The sequence below is a fragment of the Hymenobacter coalescens genome (assembly GCF_054783195.1).
The window spans coordinates 225,685-246,006 of the sequence record NZ_BAAGRA010000017.1 but is presented as its reverse complement, the minus strand read 5'-3'; the positions used below and the strand labels follow the sequence as shown (position 1 = coordinate 246,006).

15 protein-coding genes are annotated in these 20,322 nt (G+C 62.2%); 7 read left to right on the top strand and 8 right to left on the bottom strand.

Going from position 1 to position 20,322, the window contains the following annotated elements; translation table 11 throughout:
• Positions 1-65 precede the first annotated feature (65 nt).
• Complete coding sequence (locus tag ACYVKQ_RS15620) at positions 66-839, bottom strand: biotin--[acetyl-CoA-carboxylase] ligase (RefSeq protein ID WP_460676290.1); 774 nt, start codon at positions 837-839, stop codon at positions 66-68.
• A 42-nt stretch (positions 840-881) separates the two neighbouring features.
• Here ACYVKQ_RS15620 and rsfS point away from each other — a divergent pair, with 42 nt between their 5' ends.
• Together rsfS and ftsH are read left to right on the top strand one after the other, a co-directional pair.
• Positions 882-1,268, top strand: coding sequence for a ribosome silencing factor (gene rsfS / locus ACYVKQ_RS15615; protein WP_460676289.1), 387 nt, complete (start codon positions 882-884; stop codon positions 1,266-1,268).
• Between the two features lie 216 nt (positions 1,269-1,484).
• Complete coding sequence (ftsH, locus tag ACYVKQ_RS15610) at positions 1,485-3,587, top strand: ATP-dependent zinc metalloprotease FtsH (RefSeq protein ID WP_460676288.1); 2,103 nt, start codon at positions 1,485-1,487, stop codon at positions 3,585-3,587.
• Positions 3,588-4,258: 671 nt separating this feature from the next.
• Here ftsH and ACYVKQ_RS15605 read toward each other — a convergent pair.
• From ACYVKQ_RS15605 to ACYVKQ_RS15585, 5 genes are all read right to left on the bottom strand, one after another.
• On the bottom strand, positions 4,259-4,810 hold the full coding sequence (locus tag ACYVKQ_RS15605; RefSeq protein WP_460676374.1) for an ABC transporter permease subunit: 552 nt from the start codon (positions 4,808-4,810) through the stop codon (positions 4,259-4,261).
• A 413-nt stretch (positions 4,811-5,223) separates the two neighbouring features.
• Complete coding sequence (locus ACYVKQ_RS15600; protein ID WP_460676287.1) at positions 5,224-6,219, bottom strand: ABC transporter permease; 996 nt, start codon at positions 6,217-6,219, stop codon at positions 5,224-5,226.
• Positions 6,220-6,223: 4 nt separating this feature from the next.
• Complete coding sequence (locus ACYVKQ_RS15595; protein WP_460676286.1) at positions 6,224-7,957, bottom strand: ABC transporter substrate-binding protein; 1,734 nt, start codon at positions 7,955-7,957, stop codon at positions 6,224-6,226.
• Positions 7,958-8,018: 61 nt separating this feature from the next.
• A complete protein-coding gene (locus ACYVKQ_RS15590) occupies positions 8,019-8,168 on the bottom strand; it encodes a hypothetical protein (protein WP_460676285.1) in 150 nt (49 codons plus the stop codon).
• Positions 8,169-8,665: 497 nt separating this feature from the next.
• The gene (locus tag ACYVKQ_RS15585) at positions 8,666-9,079 is read right to left on the bottom strand and encodes a hypothetical protein (RefSeq protein WP_460676284.1); all 414 of its coding nucleotides are present in this window, start codon (positions 9,077-9,079) and stop codon (positions 8,666-8,668) included.
• On the opposite strand from ACYVKQ_RS15585, the gene ACYVKQ_RS15580 reads away from it, so the two are divergent.
• A complete protein-coding gene (locus ACYVKQ_RS15580; RefSeq protein WP_460676283.1) occupies positions 9,059-10,060 on the top strand; it encodes a hypothetical protein in 1,002 nt (333 codons plus the stop codon). The two genes, ACYVKQ_RS15585 and ACYVKQ_RS15580, sit on opposite strands and share 21 nt — an antisense overlap.
• A 2-nt stretch (positions 10,061-10,062) precedes the next feature.
• Here the strand turns inward: ACYVKQ_RS15580 and ACYVKQ_RS15575 are convergent, their stop codons facing one another.
• Positions 10,063-10,419, bottom strand: a complete 357-nt coding sequence (locus ACYVKQ_RS15575) for a hypothetical protein (protein WP_460676282.1) — start codon at positions 10,417-10,419, stop codon at positions 10,063-10,065.
• A gap of 544 nt (positions 10,420-10,963) precedes the next feature.
• Between ACYVKQ_RS15575 and ACYVKQ_RS15570 the strand changes: the two genes are divergently transcribed.
• Entirely contained in the window at positions 10,964-11,542 is a 579-nt protein-coding gene (locus tag ACYVKQ_RS15570) for a DinB family protein (RefSeq protein ID WP_460676281.1), read from the top strand.
• On the opposite strand, the gene ACYVKQ_RS15565 is transcribed toward ACYVKQ_RS15570, so the two are convergent.
• Positions 11,539-12,276: a porin family protein gene (locus ACYVKQ_RS15565; RefSeq protein WP_460676280.1), complete on the bottom strand. Its 738-nt coding sequence runs from the start codon at positions 12,274-12,276 to the stop codon at positions 11,539-11,541. The genes ACYVKQ_RS15570 and ACYVKQ_RS15565 overlap by 4 nt on opposite strands.
• A gap of 206 nt (positions 12,277-12,482) precedes the next feature.
• Between ACYVKQ_RS15565 and ACYVKQ_RS15560 the strand changes: the two genes are divergently transcribed.
• The 3 genes from ACYVKQ_RS15560 (at position 12,483) to ACYVKQ_RS15550 (ending at position 20,288) form a co-directional block, all read left to right on the top strand.
• The gene (locus tag ACYVKQ_RS15560) at positions 12,483-18,815 is read left to right on the top strand and encodes an alpha-2-macroglobulin family protein (RefSeq protein WP_460676279.1); all 6,333 of its coding nucleotides are present in this window, start codon (positions 12,483-12,485) and stop codon (positions 18,813-18,815) included.
• Between the two features lie 158 nt (positions 18,816-18,973).
• Complete coding sequence (locus ACYVKQ_RS15555; protein WP_460676278.1) at positions 18,974-19,663, top strand: hypothetical protein; 690 nt, start codon at positions 18,974-18,976, stop codon at positions 19,661-19,663.
• 130 nt (positions 19,664-19,793) lie between these two features.
• Complete coding sequence (locus ACYVKQ_RS15550) at positions 19,794-20,288, top strand: hypothetical protein (protein WP_460676277.1); 495 nt, start codon at positions 19,794-19,796, stop codon at positions 20,286-20,288.
• Positions 20,289-20,322: the final 34 nt, after the last annotated feature.

Below are 20,322 nucleotides of genomic sequence, written 5' to 3'. Positions count from 1 at the left end.
CAGGTTGGTTTACCAGCCTACTCGCCCAGAAGCGGATGTTGGTTGCTTATGGTCCTGCTCCCGACTCAACCGTGCATCACGTGGCGAATTTCCTGCAGCCCAAACGTACGCTGCTGCCCGCTGCCCAGCTCCACCACTAGCTGGCCAGCGTCGGTCACATCCAAGATGCGGCCCTGCAGGCGCTGGTTCTGCACCTCAAACAGGTGCCATTCGTCGTAGCGGTACAGCACCTGCCGGTAAGCCGCGTGCAGGGCCGCATGCTGGCCGGCGCGCAGCTGCAGGTAACGGCGCTCCAAGCTTTCCAGCAGCCGAGTCGCCAGCGGCGGCAGGGCGTACGCGCGGCCCGTCAGCCGGCTAAGCGAAGTGGCCGTGGGCACGCCAAATAGGCTTTGATTGATATTTAATCCGATGCCCACCACGCTGGATTGAATTTGTGCGCCGCTCAGCGTGTTCTCAATCAGGATGCCGCCCAGCTTCTGATCCTGGTAGAACAAATCGTTCGGCCACTTCAGGCGCAGGGCTGGGTCGGGGCCCAGCAAGCCCGTGGCCCAATCGTGCACGCCCAAGGCTACCGCCAGGTTCAGGCGAAACTGCGCGGCGGCTGGCAGAAACGTCGGCCGCCAGACCACCGAAAGGGTTAGGTTTTCGCCCGGCGCCGCTTCCCATTGGTTGCCGCGCTGTCCGCGCCCCGCCGTTTGATTGTCCGTTATGACGGTACAGCCATCGGTGGCGCGGTTTTGGACTAGCAGTTCGCGCGCCTCGGTGTTTGTGGAGCCACATTCCGGCAACCATAGCACCTGCTGGCCCGTGAACAGCGTTTGGGGACTGATTGGCTCCACCTGTTTTTCGCTACTTTGTGTTGACAAACCTACATCGCCCACATGAAAATTACCCCGGTTCGGCAGGATTCGGACAACTTGGCAGACCTCGTCGTACGCGGTATGCAGGACAAAAAAGCTTCTGACATCGTCGTACTCAATCTCAAACACCTTAAAAACGCCGTTGCCGATTACTTCGTCATCTGCTCGGCTTCTTCCGATACCCAGCTCGACGCCATTGCGCGCTCGGTCGAAGAGGAAGTGGAAAAGACCACCGGACAAAATCCGTGGCAGACCGAAGGCCGCCAGAACCGCGAATGGGTCCTGCTCGACTACGTTGACGTAGTGGTGCACGTGTTCCTGCGGGACCGTCGCTCGTTCTACGCATTGGAAGAGCTCTGGGGCGACGCCGAAATTTCCTTTATCGAGGAGGAAACGGCCGTCAAATAACCCGGCACATCCAGTACGGCTGACAAATTTCGGCGTCCATAAAATAAATGTGGGGCCGATACGTCAGCCCTGGCAAACGGGCCCGCGGGCGGCAGCTTGCCGTCGGGCGTGCCGAACAATCTGCTTCGGCGGCGTGTTCAGCTTCGTGTCTCCCTCCGTTGAAGACCATCCTTATTCATGCCAGATAACACTCCTTCTCCGAAAAAGAAAAAACCCATGCTGCCTACGCCGGGCGCCCCTAAGCCGGGCGTACAGCTGTGGGTGCTGCTCGGGCTGACCATACTCGTGTTCGGGTTTTACTACCTGAACCGGGGTAACTCGGCCGTCGAAATCAGCCAGCAGGAATTTGAGCAGATGTACCAGGCCGGCGACGTGCGCGAGGTAACCCTCGTGAACGATCGGTCGGTGGAAGTCGCGCTCAAGAAAGAGGCCCTGCAGAACAATAAGTACAGCCAGCAGCTGCGCAACCGCGGCCCGCTGATGTCGGATCAGAGCGCGCAGTTCAACTTCCGCGTCATCGATGGCAAAACGTTTAAAGAGGACTACGATAAGCTGCAGGCCAATATCCCGGCCGACCAGCGAGTAGGCCTGAAAGTGGATAGCCGCACCGGCTTCGGCGAAATCTTCACGGGCTGGGGCTTCATGCTCCTGCTGCTGGTGGGCTTCTGGTTCCTGATGCGCCGCATGAGCGGTGCCGGCGGGCCCGGTGGCCAGATCTTCAACATCGGCAAGTCGCGCGCGGCGCTGTTTGAGGGCGGCGACAAGGTGAAAATCACCTTTAAGGACGTCGCTGGCCTCGAGGAAGCCAAAGAGGAAGTGCAGGAAATCGTGGAGTTCCTCAAGAATCCCTCGAAATTCACCATCCTAGGCGGCAAAATTCCGAAGGGCGCCCTGCTGGTTGGCCCTCCCGGTACGGGCAAAACCCTGCTGGCGAAAGCCGTAGCCGGCGAAGCCGACGTGCCGTTCTTCTCGCTGTCGGGCTCCGACTTCGTGGAGATGTTCGTCGGGGTGGGTGCCGCCCGCGTGCGTGACCTGTTCAAGCAGGCCAAGGCCAAGGCGCCGTGCATCATCTTCATTGACGAAATCGACGCCATCGGCCGCAGCCGTTCGCGCGGCAACGTGCCCGGCGGCAACGATGAACGGGAAAACACCCTGAACTCGCTGCTGGTGGAAATGGACGGCTTCGGCACCGATTCCGGTGTTATCATCCTGGCCGCTACGAACCGCCCCGACACCCTCGACTCGGCTCTGCTGCGTCCCGGCCGCTTCGACCGCCAGATTTCGGTTGACCCGCCGGACTTGAACGGCCGCACCGCCATTTTCCAAGTGCACCTGAAGCCGCTGACCCTGGCTCCGGATGTGGACGCTAAGCGCTTGTCGGCTCAGACGCCGGGCTTCGCCGGGGCTGAAATTGCCAACGTCTGCAACGAAGCCGCTCTTATTGCCGCCCGCCGCGACAAGAAGATGGTGACCATGCAGGACTTCCACGACGCCATCGACCGCGTTATCGGTGGTCTGGAGAAGAAAAATAAGATCATCAGCCCCGAGGAAAAGAAAATCGTGGCCTACCACGAAGCGGGCCACGCTGTGGCTGGCTGGTTCTTGGAGCACGCCGAGCCGCTGGTAAAGGTGAGCATCGTACCCCGTGGCTACGCGGCCCTGGGTTACGCGCAGTACCTGCCCCGCGAGCAGTTCCTGTACACCACCGAGCAGCTGCTCGATCAGATGTGCGTGACGCTCGGCGGTCGTGCTGCCGAAGACCTTGTATTCGGGAAGATTTCGACCGGTGCCCTCAGCGACCTGGAGAGCATCACCAAGCGTGCCTATGGTATGGTGTCGGTCTACGGCATGAACGAGAAAATCGGCAACGTATCGTTTTATGACTCGCAGGGGCGCAACGAGTATGGCTTTTCGAAACCCTATTCAGAAGCCACTGCCCAGACCATCGACGAGGAAGCTCGCAAGATGATTCAGGGCCAGTACGAGCGGACCAAGCAGTTGCTCATTGATCGGCGTACCGAACTGGAAGCCGTAGCCCAGGAGTTGCTGCGCAAGGAGGTCTTGCTGCAGGATGATCTGGAGCGTCTCGTTGGCAAGCGTCCTTTCGCCGTGCCTACTGCTTATCAGGCACACATGGAAGGCACTGACCGCAGCCAAACGGCTTCGGAATGGCGTGATGGACATCCCAGCGGGGTGTCGCCCACGCACAACGACGTGCCGGAGCCGCCGCTACCCGGTATCGACACGCCGTCCGGTGCTCCTCACTCCCCGGAAGCCAGTGTCCCCAGTGGCACCACGGTTTCCTTCGATGAGAAGTAATTCCGGTGAGTATTGGTTAGAAAGCCGCTGTCCCAATGGGGCAGCGGCTTTTTCTTAGAACATTGTGACAGTGTATGCACGCAAAAAAACCGCAGGCAGTACCTGCGGTTTTTCGACACACCTATTGCAACAACCTATTAGAGATGAACCACGTTTCCGTAGCTAATCTCCGGATAGATAGTATCTTAAGCTGACCCTTCCAAGGTGGGGAACAGGCCAACTATTATATCTCCGATGCGCACGGCGACTCCGCGGCGCAAAGCTTCTTCTACCTTCGACACATCCGGGACCAATACGCCGTCGGTTGTGCTTACCGCGTCAGAGCCAACCTCCAGGTTCTGAAGGGCATTGAAAATGGTGGATTGCATTGTACTGGTGAAATGCATGCAACTAACCTCAGCTGAAGATGCCCTTTCTCCTTTCGGAAAAGCTAATGGGCGGGCATTCCCTAGCCTTTGTGTTACAAAAGAAGCGTGCCGCAGGGCCGAGTGAAAGGAAGATGGGTCTAAGGGCGTGACACTAATTCGAAGGTCTAAATTTCATTTATTGACCATGGATCTGTAAATCATGTATTTTACTTTCAGGGACTTATATGCTTGGTATTTCTCTTATGTGAAGTTGTGAGTTGATTTATTTGCTGCGTTTTGTGACATGTAACGCAAGAAAGTGGCTCAACCTCCAGTTTTACTTAGCGGGCCTTTGGATGGCAGTATTACGTGGATAGAGGACGTAGTAAGCGTTAGAAAACATAGGCTGCCCACAACCAGCCACCAGGCCGTTGGCTCTAAGCGGGCATTGGCTAGGGTTCTTCCCCACTCGGCTTGGTCAGGTGTTAGTCCGATACCAAGAAACGACAAGGTCGTTTGTAGGCTTAAGCACAGGCTCAGGTTGAGAGGTAACGTAGCGCGCAAACTGTTCCACGCATTGGGTAGAATGTGGCGGAGCAACAACCTGCGATGGGAAAATCCGGCGGCGTATCCAGCCTCCACATAAGGAAGTATGCTCAAGCGTAGTACCAGCGCGCGAGTAAGGCGGGCCGTGGTGGACCAGCAGGTGAGCACCAATACAAGCCGTAACCAAGTGCTGGAAGGGGGATGAACCGCTGCTAAGGCCAATACCAGTACCAGCCGAGGTACAACGCCCAGAACGGCGGCGCTACCTTGAACCAAATGGTCCAAAGGCAGGGCTATCTTGGCAGAAGGAGTGGGCAACCAACAATTCATCAGCCAACAGGTCCCAATGCCTAGCAGCCAGTACGGCAGCAGGCGGGAAGCCGTGAGCATACTCGCAAGCAACCCAACCAATGTTATCAATACGGCCCCACGCCGCACCCGCAACCTATCATTGCCCCAGTAGCCCGCAGCTGCGCCCAGACACCCACCGACCACAGAAGCTAGCCCTGCCGCTGGCAAGCTGATACTGAGCAGGCTGCGGGTACCTGCCAGCAGGTCGGCTAGTACGTCGCGTCCGTACGGATCAGTACCCAGCCAATGGGCAGGCGACGGCGGCAAGCTTAACTGGCTAAGGTCAGCTTCAGGGCGTGCCCATGGTGTTGGCAACAATGCGGCGATGGTAAGCAGCAGCAACCAGCTCCAAGCTACCAGCTGCGAGAAGCGGCACCGCAGCAGTAGCTGATTCAGGACCACGGTAGACGAGGATCAAAAAATTTGTTAGCTACATCGGCCAATAGCCAAGCCAGCAGTCTTGTAGCGGCCAGTAGCAGCACACCGCCCTCCAGCACAGGCAAGTCGCGGGCGGCAGCGGCCTCTGCCAGTAACCGGCCCATGCCTGGTAAGGCAAAAACAACTTCGATAACCACGGCTCCGGCCACGACGCTAGGAAGCAAGTCGCTGAGGCGAGTAATAAAAATCGGCAGCACATTAGGCAGTACGTGGCGGAGCCCTATCTGTCCGACTGCAGTACCTTTGGCCCGAGCCGTAACCACATAAGGTTGCTGCCATTGCTCGCGTAGGGCCGCTGCCAACGGTAGAAACAGCGCCGGCCAACTCGCCAGCGTCAAAGCCGCCACGGGCAAGGCTAAGTGGTAGGCAGCTGTAAAGGGATGAGCGTTGTGGCCTAAGCCATAGGCCGGAAACCATGGCCAAAGGTCTGGATTAGCAAATAGCAGCAGCAGCAACACACCTATTACAAACAAAGGCGTACCATCAAGCAAATAAGCCGCCGAGTGCATCCACTTATACAGAAAGGGGCGCCGGGCAGCTCGCAGGGCCAGCCATAAAGCCAGCGCAGCCGAGGTGACAAGGGCGGTGAGGGTCAGCGGTAAGGTGACGCGTAGGGCCTGCCCTAATTGCCGGGATACAGCGGTGCCGTCGCGGAACGAAGCACCTAAGTGCCCTTGCGCGAGTTGAGCAAGCCAGGTGTGATATTGATTGGGGGTGCCTTGCCAAGCCCACGGAAGCAAGCGGAAGTAGAAAAGCGGTTGCTCCAAACCCAGGCGTTGCCGATAGGTACTTTCAGCCTCGGCGCGGGTGCCATAGGATATTGCCCGATCCTCCGCAAACAGCTGCGGGGCCGCGCCCGGCAGGCTTCGGCCCAACAGGAATACCGCCGACGTAATCAGCCATGCAGTAGCCAACGCGCGCGCAGTACGCAGGAGCAGTGTGGCCACCATCGGGTCAACGCGGCGTTGGCTCAGTGAGGGTGAATGAGGTAACGTCGTAGCCGGGCTCCAAGCCGCTGGGGCGCACCTGGCGAAACCGTTTGGTCACGACGAGGCGGTTCGGCTCAAAAAACAGCGGAATCATGGGAGCTTGCAGGTATAGCAAGGTCTGCAGCCGGCGCAAGAGTCGGGCCTTCTGCGAGGAGTCAGCCGTAACGACGATGGTTTCCAGCAGCCGATCTGATGATGCGTCGCCAAAGCGCGTGCGGTTGGCGCCGCCCTCCCCAATGCTACCGGTGTGCAACAAGGGGCGCAGGTCGTATGAAAACGGATTGCCGTACAGGGTGCGCAGGCAAAGATCGAATGCCCCTTCGCGTCGCAGCTGTGACAACTGCCCGGCTTCCGTTGGGTACAGAGTTAGCGCTAGCCCAATGCTGCGAGCCGCCTGCTGTAGGAGCAGGCCGATGGTTTCGTACGTACGGTCGCCGGCTGCGTAGTGCAGACGCAAGTTTAAAACTTGTCCGGCGCGCTGCCAACCGTCAGGCGAAGGCTGCCAACCTGCCTGCCGCAGCCGCTGAGCCGCCAACCCGGGAGAGAATGGGCGTAGCGGCAAGCTATCATGGTAAGCCCATTGTTCCCGTGGATTAATCAGGCTGGTGGTGCGCTGGCCCTGCCCGTACTGCGTGGCTTGCAAAAGGCGCTCTGAGTCCAGGAGCAGGCCCAACGCCTGCCGGGTAAGCTCATCACGCAGCGGGGCACGCTGCGTGTTGGTTTCCAATACCACCACCCGGTAAGAGGGGGGGGTGAAAAACTGAAAGCGAAGGCTGTCGGTGGTCTGTAATCGGTGGAAATCGGCCCCGGGCATGTTGGGATATACATCCAGCTCGCCGCGGCGCAATGCCAGCAGGGCCGTGGCAGGATTGGGAACGATGTGGAACTCTATGCGGGCGGGGCGCGCCACCAAGGGCGGGGCAGGCCGTGGTAGTTGGTCGGCCCACCAGCGAGGCTTGCGGGCTAGCACTAATTGCTGCCCGGCTTGCCAACTTACCAGTTCATACGGGCCGCTGCCACGGACAAAACGTGGGTCGCGCCACCGTGACGCTTGGTTGAATTCCTGTTGGAATGCCTGAATAGCGGGTTGGTGTAATAAGGCCGGGTCACTTTGGGTAAACCGTCGCAGGGGTATCGGACCTAAACGAGCCCGTGGATCGAGCAGGTATTCGGGAAGAATAGGAAAGTCCCCACTGTTGGCAGCAAATTCGGGGGCGTAACCGCGGCATACCATGGTAAAGCGGCGGGGGTCCGTCGCATCCGGCCGCACATCCTGAATGAAGCTGAGCGCGCTCCGTTGGCTTTCGTTGGGTAAGCCTGGACAGTTGATAACCTTCAGGGAGAAGACTACATCCCGGGAAAGTACCGGTTGGCCATTGTCCCAAGTGGCCAGCGGGTGAAGCTCGTAGTGCAAGTACGTAAGCGAGTCACGGCGCTCGACGCGTGGCAGAAGAGCGGCCAGCCACGGTACATACCGTCGGGTAGGCCCATCGGCTGTGAGCAGGCTCTGGTACAGGAGCGTGTTGGCCTGTACGGCGTACGTGTTGGGAAACGAAACCGGCAGCAGAGACTCCGGGTCACGTGGCCAGCAGACGCGCACGGTGGCGCCGCTGGCACTATCTGGGGAAGTGGGCGCCGAACAGGCAGTCAGTGCTGCGAGTCCGCAGGCTAGCGCCCGGGCAATAACGAATCGGAACATGGACCAAGAACATCACCGCACCGGCAAGGTCGGCCAAGATACCGAAGCGTAGCCGGATCTGCTATTTGTGCGTATCGCCCCAGCCGTTGCCGCCGGTGTACGTAGTGGTGGTGGGCGGGGGAGGAGTGGTCTCGTCGGCGGATTCGGTCATTACTTCCGTGCCGAACAGAGTATTCATTTGAATGAGGGCAATGAGTAGCAGTTCCAGCATGGCCGTGAAAATTTGTGGTGGTCAATTGTTTGAGTGACACAAAGTTGGCCGATGAGGTAGGGCTTCCGAAAGGAAGAAGTGTTTTCGCCCGTGACTAGGATTCAGGCGATGCCGTTTTGAGATTGTGAGAGGAAAAAAGCTGATAAAGAATAACGAAGGGCGTCTGGCCTGTTATTTTTACGCATAAATACGCAGTGGGTGTGACAGACCAGGTGCTAAAAAGCTGTTTTATCCAGAATGCAAAGCTGGCCCAGCTGCCTTGAGCTTCAAAGGAAGAATTAAGGCCCGCTGTGACCAAGCTCTAGATTAAGGGTAAGTCTTCAAAGCAGCTATTACGGGTAGCATTAAGCCCTTGAAGGATGAATGAACTGGTGAATTTGGCAAAGATTGTGACGAACCGCCGGCTTAGCACACTGCCGCTGATTCCGTTTGCCAACCGCGGGGAAGTACCCACACGGGAAGAAGAATTGCTGGAATTGCTCGTCACCGGTACCAATCTAAGCAATCTGCAGGTAGCCAAGCGCATGTACAACAGCGGCTCGGCCAAAAGCCAGGCAACGGTGCGCAAGCTTAAGCAGCGCCTGCAGCACAAGCTGCTCAGCCACCTTTTCTTTTTGGATCATACCGACCCGCGCCACCCGGCTTTCCGGCGCTACGAGCAGCAGTGCCTCGATATGCTCTATCAGGCCACCATGCTCTGGCGGGAAAGTGAGCGGGTATTGCTGCCGCAGATTCTGCGGAAGGTTGTGCGGCTGGCTACGGAGGGCGAATTCACGCCGCAGGCCATCAGCGCTTGGGAAATGCTGCGCACGATCTACGTCGAGACTAATGATTACCCGCAGTACCAGCACGCCGTCAAACAATTGGAACGACTGAGCCTGATTCTGCGCGTGGAGCAGCAGGCGCAGCACTTGTTTTGGGCCGCCAAAATGAATTTGGCGCGCTCGGTGTCGTCGCGGCGGCGGCTGCTGCAAGAACTCCCCGCAATCATACAGCAGCTAGAGGAGCTTTACCGGCAGGTGGGCACCTACAATGTCTACGACCCGTTGCTGAAAATGCAGCTTATCCTGCAGGAGTTGAGCGGCAACTTTGAGGAAATTATCCGGCTCACGCGCGAGGCGGAAGACCTGTTTGGCCGCGGCAAACTCAACCCACGGCGGTTTGACAGCCGGTTCACCAAATTCTACAGTGTTTATGCCCACCTGCGGGCCCGCCGCCTGAAAGAAGGGCTAGCCGTGGCGGAAGGCTACCTATCGGCGTTTCACCGGTCCAGCAACAACTGGTTTGCTTTCCTGGAAAACTTCTACCTGCTGGCCATGCACGACGGCGACTATGCCCTGGCCGGCGACCTGCTGCGGCGGATGCAGCAAAATCCTTTTGTCACGAAAATCTCGCAGCCGGCTCAGCAGCGCTGGGACCTGATGCGGGCCTACCTGTATTTCGTACGGCCGGAAGAGGCAGGCCTGCGTCCGCTGCACTTTGCGCAGCTGGTACAGCGTATTCCCGATCACAGCCGCGACAAGCAGGGCTACAACGTTGCCATTCTCATTCTGCAGTTTCTACACTATCTGCGCGAAGGCAACATTGAAGCGCTGCTGGCGCGCCTGGAAGGCTTGCGGAAGTACGAAAGTACCCACTTGCGCGAAGCCGCCACGTTGCGCAGCCGGCTGATGTTCCGGCTGCTGCAACTGACGGTAAAGGAAAACTTTGACCCGAAAATCTGCGAGAAGAAGGGGCTGACCTGGCTGGGGCGCCTCCAGGATACTCCGCCTCCAGGTGAGGCTTTCGCCGAAATCGAAATTATCCCGTATGAAAACCTCTGGCAGCAGACGCTGATGCTTCTCCGCCAGCTGGCCGAACAGCAACAACAAAAAGCCAGAGCAGGACGCTGAGCCTAGGGCTTGGCGGCCGTGGCGTTGGCGGGCGCAGTAGCCGCCCACTGCTCGTAGCGCTGGTATTGGGTGGGCGTCAGCAGCGACTTCAAGTTGGTGCGGTATTCCTCCGCTACGGCCTGTAGCTTGGGTTGGCGCATGGCTTCGTCGCCGGTGTACATGCGGTCTATTTCCTGCTCTTTCTCCAGGCGGCTCACCGTCAGGCGTTTTACTTGGAGCTGGCGCGCATCATCCAGGCCTACTTGCGGGGCTAGGGCCCGCGTAAATTCAGTGGCACGCTGCGGGATGGATGGGTTGCTCTGGGCGTACGCACCCGTGAAGCACAACGCCAACAATGCGGAGGTGACGAGTTTTTTCATGGTGGAGAGAATGGGTGTTGTATTTAGGTTAGAACGTGTTGGATTGGCGAGACAAATAAAAGCAATGTTTGATTAATAATGAACTTTTGAAATAATTTTTTGCACAAAATTATTCTACTTATTCAAAGCTTCCCTATCACAATGCAATCGTATTGTCACAGTACTAACGAGTTGAAGCAGCCATTATTGGAAGATTTTTAACTAAAAACTGAATGCCCGGGACTATTCTAGGTTCGCGAGTGACACGTTGGTCTTAGCCTGCGCCTATTCAAGGGGCAAACCGATGCAAACAGTTTCCGCAACAAAGGCTTGGCCGGACAGCCATTGGGAAAAGGATGCATTGGCCACACCGGGCTGATCAGCTAGCGAGAAGGCGGAAGGACAGCCAGCAGGAAGAGGCCAGTAGTAAGGTGCATACGCTCCTGTCATCTGATGGAGGCCAACCCGACAAGCGTTTTCGCGTTGGCAAAAACGGCCCATCCGCCGTACCTTGGCCTGCCGAGTCGTTATTGCTTGTTCGCCGCATTCGTTTCTCCACCCACCGATGGCAGCGCCCGTCCCTACCCGTACCACTGAGTTTCTGGACCAGCTTGCCCGTGCCGTGGCCGACGTGCGCCGCGTGGCGCAGGAGCGGTTTCGGCCCCTGAATGAGGATCAACTCAACCGGGGCCCGGCCCCGGGCAAATGGAGTGTCGGCCAGTGCCTCGAGCACTTAAATATTATTGGCGGGCTGTATCTGCCGGTGATAAACCAGCGCCTGCGCCGCGCCCAGGAGCGGGCTACCCGCCCGGCCGAGTACGTGAAGCACGGCTTTTTCGGCAGGCGGCTCACGCAGGCCATGCTGGTGCCCGCCCGCGAAAAACCGCTCAAGACGCCGCAACAGTTTGCGCCCAGCGGCTACCGCTTGCCGCGCACCGTGGTGGAAGTGTTCCTGCGCCAACTCGACGATTTGGACCACCAGCTGCAGGTAGCGCGCAACGTCAACGCCAACGCCGTGCGCATTCCCAATGCCATCGTGCCGTTGCTGCACCTGCGCCTGACCGACCAGCTGGCTTTTATGGTTGCGCACATGCAGCGCCACATCGCGCAGGCCGAGCGCGTGCTCGACAGCCGTCCGCGCTAATCCAGCATAAAGTCGGGGTGGGGCTTCGGGCCGAAGAGGTAGGTGAGCGTGAGCGAGCTAACGCGGTGACTGCGCCGGGCCTGCAGGCCGGACGTTTTATCCGGCCATACGTTGGTAGCGCCGAAGCTCTGCTGTAATTGCATGAGCAGCCGGCCCTTCTGGTAGCCAACGCCCGCGTTCAGGCCCACGTCCTCCCAGCGCACCGACCACGACGAGCCGCCCAGCAGCGTGGGGTAGGACACCGGGCTGCGAAAACGCTCCAGGGTGTAGCCGTTGATGGTAACCGGCTCCGGGTCAGATTCGAAGTAGCCGCCGATGCCCACGGCCAGATACGGGCCGGCAAAAGCGTGGAAGCCGTGCGCCCAACGGGGCTGGTAAGCCAGATGCACGGGCAACTCCACGTAAGGAATGCGGCGGGTGTGCTTTTCGCGGAACGTGACGGGGGCGCCCTGCGCGGGCGTAATGGTTTGGGTGGTCCGGTCCCGGGAGCCTTTCTGCGAGATGAGCAGCCCCGGCTGCAGGGCCCAGCGCCCCATGCGGATCTGCGACACCACGCCGAACTGCACGCCGGGCAGCAGGCGGTGCCGTTCACCTGGGGCTGTTTTCGATACGTGAAAAGTGCTGGCATTCAGGCCCAGACGTGGGCCAATGCTGAACTGGGCGCGGGCCGGCACAGCCAGAGCGCAGAAGGAGAGTAGCAGCGCAGCGGCGGGGGCGATGATGCGTAACGGCATATCAGTCAGCCTGGAGGGCTGGAGCAAAGCGGGGAAGAGCAGGAAGTTGTTGGGCTAAAGTAGGCCAACGCCCGGCTAGAGGTTGCACGCGCACATATTCATGTGGTAGCGGATAAAACCACCATCCGGCAATAAAACCAGGGGCCAAGCGTGTGGAATTGGTTAGCTACGGTCATCTGATTAGTGCCAATTTCTTTGTTTTGCCCATGCGGTTCTTCCTTTTCCTGCTTTCCTTCTGGCTGCTGCTGATGGTTGCTCCTTCCAACGCCTCCGCGCCACCGGCCGGCGGCCCTTACGCCGCGCAGTGGAAAAAAATCGATGCGCTGCTGGCCAAAGACCAAACGAGCTCGGCCCGGAAGCTGGTGCTCGATATCTACCAGAAAACCCGGGCCAGCCAGCAAACGGCCGATTACGTGCGCGCCTTGGTATACCGTCTGCACTTGCTGGAGCGGCAGGAGGAAGACGCCGACGTAAAAGGCATTCAGCTGCTGGAGGCTGACCTGCCGGGAGCCGCTTTTCCGGCCCGGCCGGTGCTGCATTCGCTGCTGGCCGAGCTGTACCACGATTACTTGGAGTACAACCGCTACGAGCTGTACGACCGCACCCAGGTGCAGCCCGCTGCCGATTCGCTCGGAGCTGGCGACCTGCAAACCTGGGACGCGGCCCGGCTGGCCGCCCAGGTAGTGCGCCACTACCGCGCTTCCGTGGAAACCGACGCGGCCCGTCAGCAACAGACTTCCCTGCGCGACCTTGGTCCCTTGGTGACCCCGGCCGAACCGGCCGCCCAATCGCTGCGCCCAACGCTCTTCGACTTGCTGGCCCAGCGCGCCATCGAAGGGCTGAACGATGACGAGCTGTACCTCACGCGGCCCGCCGAGCAGTTCCGCTTCACCGAGCCGCGTCTGCTGGGCCCGGACGCGGCGTTTCTGGCCCTGCCGCTTACTGCTCCGGCTGCTGATTCACTTAACGGCCCCTGGCACGCTCTGCGCCTGCTGCAGGATCTGACGCGCTTCCACCAAAAGGGTGAGGCGGCGGCCCGCGCCGCCGTGGAGCTGCAGCGCTTGGGCTTGGTGTACGAGCACGCCGCCGTTGCCGACAAGCGCACCGCTTACGAGGCGGCTCTGCGCCGGGCCCAAAGCGCCTACGAAAGCCTGCCCGTCTGGGCTGATTTTCAGGCCGAGCGGGCCCGCTTGGCGCAGCAGCGCAACGAGTTGGTCATCGCCCGGGAGCTGGCTCAAGAAGCCGTACGGCGCTTTCCCAAATCGGTGGGCGCGGCGCGGGCCCAGGAGTTGATTAACGAGCTGGAGCGGCCGCGCCTGGGCGTGCAGACGCTGGAAGTACAGCTGCCCGGGCAGGCGATGCTGCTGAATGTGCAGTACCGCAACCTCACCAAAGCTTACGGCTACGCCTGGCGTCTGCCGGCCGCGGCCCTGCTGCGCGAAACCACCGGGCAGCGCCGCACCGATCTAGCCAAAGCCTACGCCCGCCAGTTGGCCACCGCCCCGGCCGCGCAGTGGACGCTGGCCCTGCCCGGCGCGGTCGATTACAAGCTGCACAACGCGGAGCTGCCCGGGCCAGCCCTGCCGGCCGGGCATTACTTGGTCGCGGTCAGCACGGCGGCCGAGCAGCCTGCCAAGGACCGCGCTAACGTGGCCACGGCCTATGCTTTTGTGTCGGTAAGTGAGCTGAGCGTGGTGCACCGGGCGGCGCCCGCCGGGGGCACCGATCTGTGGACGCTCAACCGCCGCACCGGCCAGCTTACGGGCGGCGTGCAGGTGCAGCCGTGGTTTATCGACTACTCCAGCAACAAGCAGGAGCGTACGCCCGGCCCGGCGCTGCGCACCGATGCTGCCGGGCAGCTGACTGTGCCGGCCCAGCCGGAACAGCGCCGTTACATGCAGGCGGTGCTGCTCAGCAAAGGTCGTGACTCGTTGGCCGTGCCGGAGAACCTGGGCCGGTACCGGCCGCCGCTGCCGGCCGAACAGCCGCTGCAGCGGCGCGCTTTTGTATACACCGACCGCGCCATCTACCGCCCCGGCCAGCCGCTGTACTTCAAGAGCATTGTGGTGCAGCGACCGGGAAGCAACGGCCGCAGCGAGGTGCTCAAAAACACGCCGGTGCGCCTGCGCCTGCTCGACGTGAACGGCCAGCAGGTGCAGGAACTACCGTTTACCACCTCCGATTTTGGCTCCTTTCACGGCTCCTTCACGCTGCCCTCGGGCCTGCTCAACGGGCAGATGCAGCTGGTGGTGGTGGCCGGGGCCAGCGGAACAAACGACGAGTGGCTTGGCAGCCAGGGCTTCGCGGTGGAAGACTACAAGCGGCCCACGTTCTTTGTCACGCTCGACCCGGTGAAGGGTACGCCCAAGCTGGGCGACACGCTTTCGGTGCGCGGCACAGCTACGGCCTACGCCGGCCCCGCCGTGGACGCCGCCGCCGTGCAGTACCGCGTGGTGCGGCGCACGGTGTGGCCGATGTTTGGCTGGGCCGCGCTGGATTTTGGCTTTGGAGGGGGGCGAAATGATGGCGGGATGCGCCGGCCTTATTATCCCGACGGCGGCGAATCGCAGCAAATTGCCACTGGCACCGCCAAAACCGACGCGCAGGGCCGCTTCCGCGTTTCGTTTACTGCTACGCCGCCCGACGAAAATGCTAACTCCGACGAGGCCGACGACAGCGACGACGAAGGCTACCGGCCGCCCCGCCGTGTTCGGCCCACCTACGTGTTCGAAGTGACGGTCGACGTGACCGACCCGAACGGCGAGACCCGAACGGCCGAGCGCGGCGTGAACCTGGGCGGCGCCCCGCTCAACCTCACGCTCAGCGGCCCCAGCGAAATCAATCAGCAGGACCTGCGGGAAGGCTTCACGCTGCGCAGCCAGAACGCCACCGGCGAAGCGGTGCCCGCTGCCGGCACGCTGCGGCTGTACCAACTCACCCCGCCGGCGCGAGTGCTGCACCCGCGCTTCGGCCTGCAGCCCGACCAGCCGGGCCTGAGCCGGGAAGAGCACGCGCGGCTGTTCGCCCATGAGCCCTGGCTGCGCGAAGACGACCCCGAAACCTGGCCGCGCCGCCAGGTGGGCGAGTGGGCCTTTGATACCCGGCAAACCGGCCCGCTGGCCGACGTAAGCAAGGCGCTGGCTGCTCAGCCGCCCGGCGCCTACCTGCTGGAGGCCCGCAGCGTGCTCGGCGCCGATACGGCGCGGGCCCGCCTGGGCTTTACGCTCTACCAGCCCACGGCCACCCAGCCGCCGCTGCCGGTGCCCATCTGGCTGGCGGCGCTACGCGACACCGTGGCCCCCGGCCAGGCCGCGCAAGTGCTGCTCGGCACGGGCTTCGAGGAGGTGCCGGCGCGGCTGGAAGTGGAAAGCCGCGGCCAGCTGCTGCGCGCCGAGTGGCTGACGCTGCGCCGCGAGCAGCGCCTGCTGAGCTTGCCGACCACGGCCGGCCAAACCGGGCCGCTGTACGTGCGCCTGAGCTTCGTGCAGCACGGGCGCTTCTACCTGCGCACAGCCACGGTGCAGGTAACCGAGCCCCCGCGCCCGTTGCGCCTCGACATCAGCACCTTCCGCGACAAGCTGCAGCCCGGGCAGAAGGAAACCTGGCGCGTGACTATTCAGAACAGCCAGAATCAGCCCGCCGCGGCCGAGCTGCTGGCCACGCTCTACGATCAGTCGCTGGATTACTTCCGGCCCCACACCCTGGTCCGGCCCGAGCTGCCGCCGCTGGACTTCGGGGCGCGGTTCGGCTGGATCGGGCGGTTTGGCACGGAGCAGTGGACGCTGCTGTTTGCACGGTTTGAAGGCAAGGATACGGGCCCAACCGAGTACCTCTACCCGGAGCTGCGCACCACGGTGCCGGAATGGCAGCGCCTGGGGGTTGAGCTGGTGCCAACCAGGTTTACCCCGCCGGTTATTAAGCGGGATGAGGAGGTGTTACTAAGGTCAACAGGAGGTGAAAGCAATGCCCTGCAAGGCCGTGCTGCCGGCGTTAGGATTCGGGGCAATGTGTCCGCGGCTCCCGTGGCAGCCATGCAGATGGAATCGGCGCAAGCAGCGGATGCGGCGGGGTTTTCGGAGAAGCGGGCCCTCAGCGAAGTAGTCGTGACGGGCTTGGGTCAGCCAGCAGGCAAGCGCGCGGCCGACCTCGCCAGCGTGCCCGTGCGCACTGATTTCCGCGAAACGGCTATGTGGCAGCCCGCCGTGCGCACCAATGCCAAAGGCGAAGTAGTGCTGGAATTCCAGGTGCCCGAGGCCGTGACGCGCTGGCAGCTGTTGGCCCTGGCCCACACGCCCGACCTGCAAACCGGCCTGCTGGCCCGCCAGCTCGTCACGCAAAAGGAGCTGATGGTGACGCCCAACGCCCCGCGTTTCTTCCGCGAAGGCGACCGGCTGCGCCTGACGGCCAAAATCAGCAACCTCGCCGCCAAAGCCCTGAGCGGCGACGCGCAGCTGCTGCTGCTGGACGCGCGCACCGGCCAGTCGCTCGACCGGCTGCTGCTCAAGGGCAGCGGCAAGACGAAGTTTAAGGTGGCGGCGGGCCAGAGCACCACCGTGGGCTGGGAACTGACGATTCCGGCCGACCAGCCCGTACCGCTGGAGGCAGTAACCTACCGCGTGGTGGCCCGCGCCAAAAACTTCTCCGACGGCGAGGAAAACACCCTGCCGGTGCTGCCCAACCGCTTGCTCGTGACCGAGGCGCTGCCGCTGACGCTGCGCGGCGCCGGCACGCGGGAGTTTGAGCTGCGCAAGCTCACCAGCACCAACTCGCCCACGCGCCGCAACCAGAGCCTGACGCTGGAGCTGACCAGCAACCCCGCCTGGTACGCCGTGCAGGCGCTGCCTTACCTGATGGAGTACCCCTACGAGTGCGCCGAGCAGGTATTCTCGCGCCTCTACGCCAACCTGCTCGCCGCCCGCATCGTGCAGCAGAACCCGCGCATCCGGCCGGTGCTGGAGGCGTGGAAAAAAGCGGCCGCCTCGGGCGACCCGAACGCCCTGCGCAGCAAGCTGGAACAGAACCCGGAGCTGAAGGCCCTGCTGCTGCAGGAAACGCCCTGGGTGCGCGAAGGGCAGACCGACACGGAGCGCATGCGCCGCCTTGCCGACCTCTTCGACGAGGCGCGCCTGCAGGCCGAAACCCAAGGCGCCGTGCAGAAGCTGGCCGAAATGCAGAGCCCCAACGGCGCCTTCCCGTGGTTTAAGCAGATGCCCGACAACCGCTACATCACCCAGCTCATCGTGGCCGGCTTTGGGCGCTTGCGCAAGCTGGGGGCTTTCGACGCCACGCGGGACGCGCGCACGGCCGAGCTGCTGCGCCGCGCCATCGGCTACCTCGACCGCGAAACCCAGCAGGAGTACGACCAGCTGCGCCGCCAAAAAGGCGTGAAGCTGGCCGACGACCACCTGCCGGATGCTACCCTGCACGCGCTTTACGCCCGCTCGTTCTGGCTTACGGAGCTGCCGGTGGCCAAGGCCAGCAACGCGGCCTACACCTACTACCGGGGCCAGGCGGCACAGCACTGGCTGAAGCGCAACCGCTACTTGCAAGGGCTGGCCGCCTTGGCCCTGCAGCGCTTCCAGGGAGGCGTTTCCGACAAGAACGTACCCGCACTCATCATCGAGGCCCTGCGCCAGAACGCGCTGCGCAGCGACGAGCTAGGCATGTACTGGAAAGACGTGCAGCCTGGCTTCTACTGGCAGCAGGCCCCCGTCGAAACCCAGGCCCAGCTCATCGAGGCCTTCGACGAGGTAGTGGGTGACCAGCAGGCGGTGGAGGAAATGAAGCTGTGGCTGCTCTTCCACAAGCGCACCCACAACTGGGAAAGCACCCGCGCCACCGCCGACGCCTGCTACGCCCTGCTGCTGCAGGGCGGCCGCAATTGGCTCGAACCCACGCAGCCCCTGCAGGTCGCCTTGGGCGGGCAGGCCCTTAACACTACTGAGGGCGCCGAAGCCGGCACCGGCTACGTGAAGCGCAGCTTCCCCGCCGCCGCGGTGCACCCCGATATGGGCAAGGTGCGCGTGCAGAAGCCCGATGCCGGCGTGGCCTGGGGCGGGCTGTACTGGCAATATTTCGAGCAGCTCGACAAGATTACCTCGGCCGACAAAGCTCCGCTGACGCTCACCCGGCAGTTGTTCCGTGAAACGCCCGGCGCCAGCGGCCCGGTGCTCACGCCGATGTCGGCCGGCGCGCCGCTGCGGGTGGGGGAGGTGCTGGTGGTGCGCCTGGTGCTCAAAACCGACCGGGAGCTGGAGTACGTGCACCTCAAGGACACCCGCGCCGCCGGCCTGGAGCTCATCAGCCAAACGTCCGGTTACCGCTACCGGCAGGGGCTGGGCTACTACGAAAGCCCCCGCGACGCGGCCACCAACTTCTTTCTCGACTTTATGCCCCGCGGCACGCACGTATTTGAGTACCGCCTGCGTGCCGCTCAGGCCGGCGACTTCAGCTCCGGCATCAGCCAGGTGCAGTGCCTGTACGCGCCGGAGTTTACCAGCCACTCGGCCGGGCAGCGCCTGCGCATCGACGGGCAATAACCAGGCGTCGTACGTGGCCGCGTGCAGCCGGGGAACGGTCGTCGGCCGGACGGGTGCAACCGCTGCCCGCCCCGCCGACGACCGGTCACATGTATATGCGAGGCGGGAGCGTGCAACGGACCCCGGGGCAATTCGACTATCGGGAAAGCTTTTTTCCTATGCTTGCGCAAGCCCGTCGTGCCTACTTTGTCTGCTTGTACCAGTTCAGCTGGCTATGGCTCACCGGCTGCGTAGCGGCCCATACCGGCGGCCGGGCCGGGCAGCCTGAACTGGCTGCGCTGGCCCGCAGCGGGCAGCTGCGGGTGACGAACCGGGCCGTGATGCCCCTGATAGAAGCCGAGCGGCAGGGACTGCGCTTTGATGCGCGGCCTCTCGACGGCATTGCGTGGCTGTCAGACGTCGCTTTTACCGCCGGTACCATTGAGTTCGACGTGCGCGGCAAGGACGTGCTGCAGCGCAGCTTCGTGGGCGTGGCCTTTCACGCGCTGAACGACTCCGCCTACGAAACGGTGTATTTCCGGCCCTTTAATTTTCGGCACGCCGATGCGCGGCGCCGCAGCCACGCCGTGCAGTACGAGTCGGAGCCGGAGTACCCGTGGGAGCGGCTGCGCAAGGAGTACCCGGGGCAGTACGAAGCAGCGCTGCAGCCCGCGCCGGCCCCGAACGAGTGGTTTCACGTTCGCCTCGTGGTGCGGCCGCCCCTGCTGGAGGCGTACGTGGGCGAAGCTGCCGCGCCCGCGCTGCGCGTGACGCAGCTACGCCCGCCCCGCGGCAGCCGGTTGGGCCTGTTCGTCGGCGACAACTCCGACGGGGATTTCGCCAACCTGCGCATTACCCCCGCGCCGTAGTAAGCTAAAGGGGCCGGGTACGTCCGGAAGGAAAAGTTGGCTTATACCCGATTGATCGGCAGCGGGTTTGCGAGCTGTTGCCCTGCGTGGTACTTTTGCGGTTCGGTTGATTTTTCCTGGAGGATTGCTGATGATTAGAACCGCTCTGTGTACGGCCCTCTTGGCTGTGTGTGCCCTGACCACCCAGGCCCAGCAGGGCCGCAAGCCCGCCGTTTCGGGCGGCAAAGCTATCGACACGGCGGGTAAAGCCGCTATTCCCGTGGGCCCCATTCTGGCGGGTGAAGAAAAGCTGACGGCGCAGGAGCGCGCCGAGCGCACCTTCCTGATGCCGGCCCGCAAAAAGATGCCTTCGGTGCAGCACGCCGCGCCGCGTCCGCAGCTCGACCCGGGCAGCGCCGAGGCCGTAGCCATCGGCCCGCCGACGCAGGAAGAGGCCGCCGCCGAAGAGGCAGCTGCCAAAGCCGAAGCCAGTAAGCCCGCCGTACGGGCGCATCGCACGTCGCGCCGGCACCATTCGGCGCGGCACCGGAGCAGTACCAGCCGCCGCAAATCGGCGGCGGCGCGCCGCAGCACCAGCAGCAAGAAGAAGTCGAGCAGTAAGAAGAAGACCGGGCGGCGGCGCTAAGCGGCCTTGACAGCTCCCAACGACAACGGCAGCC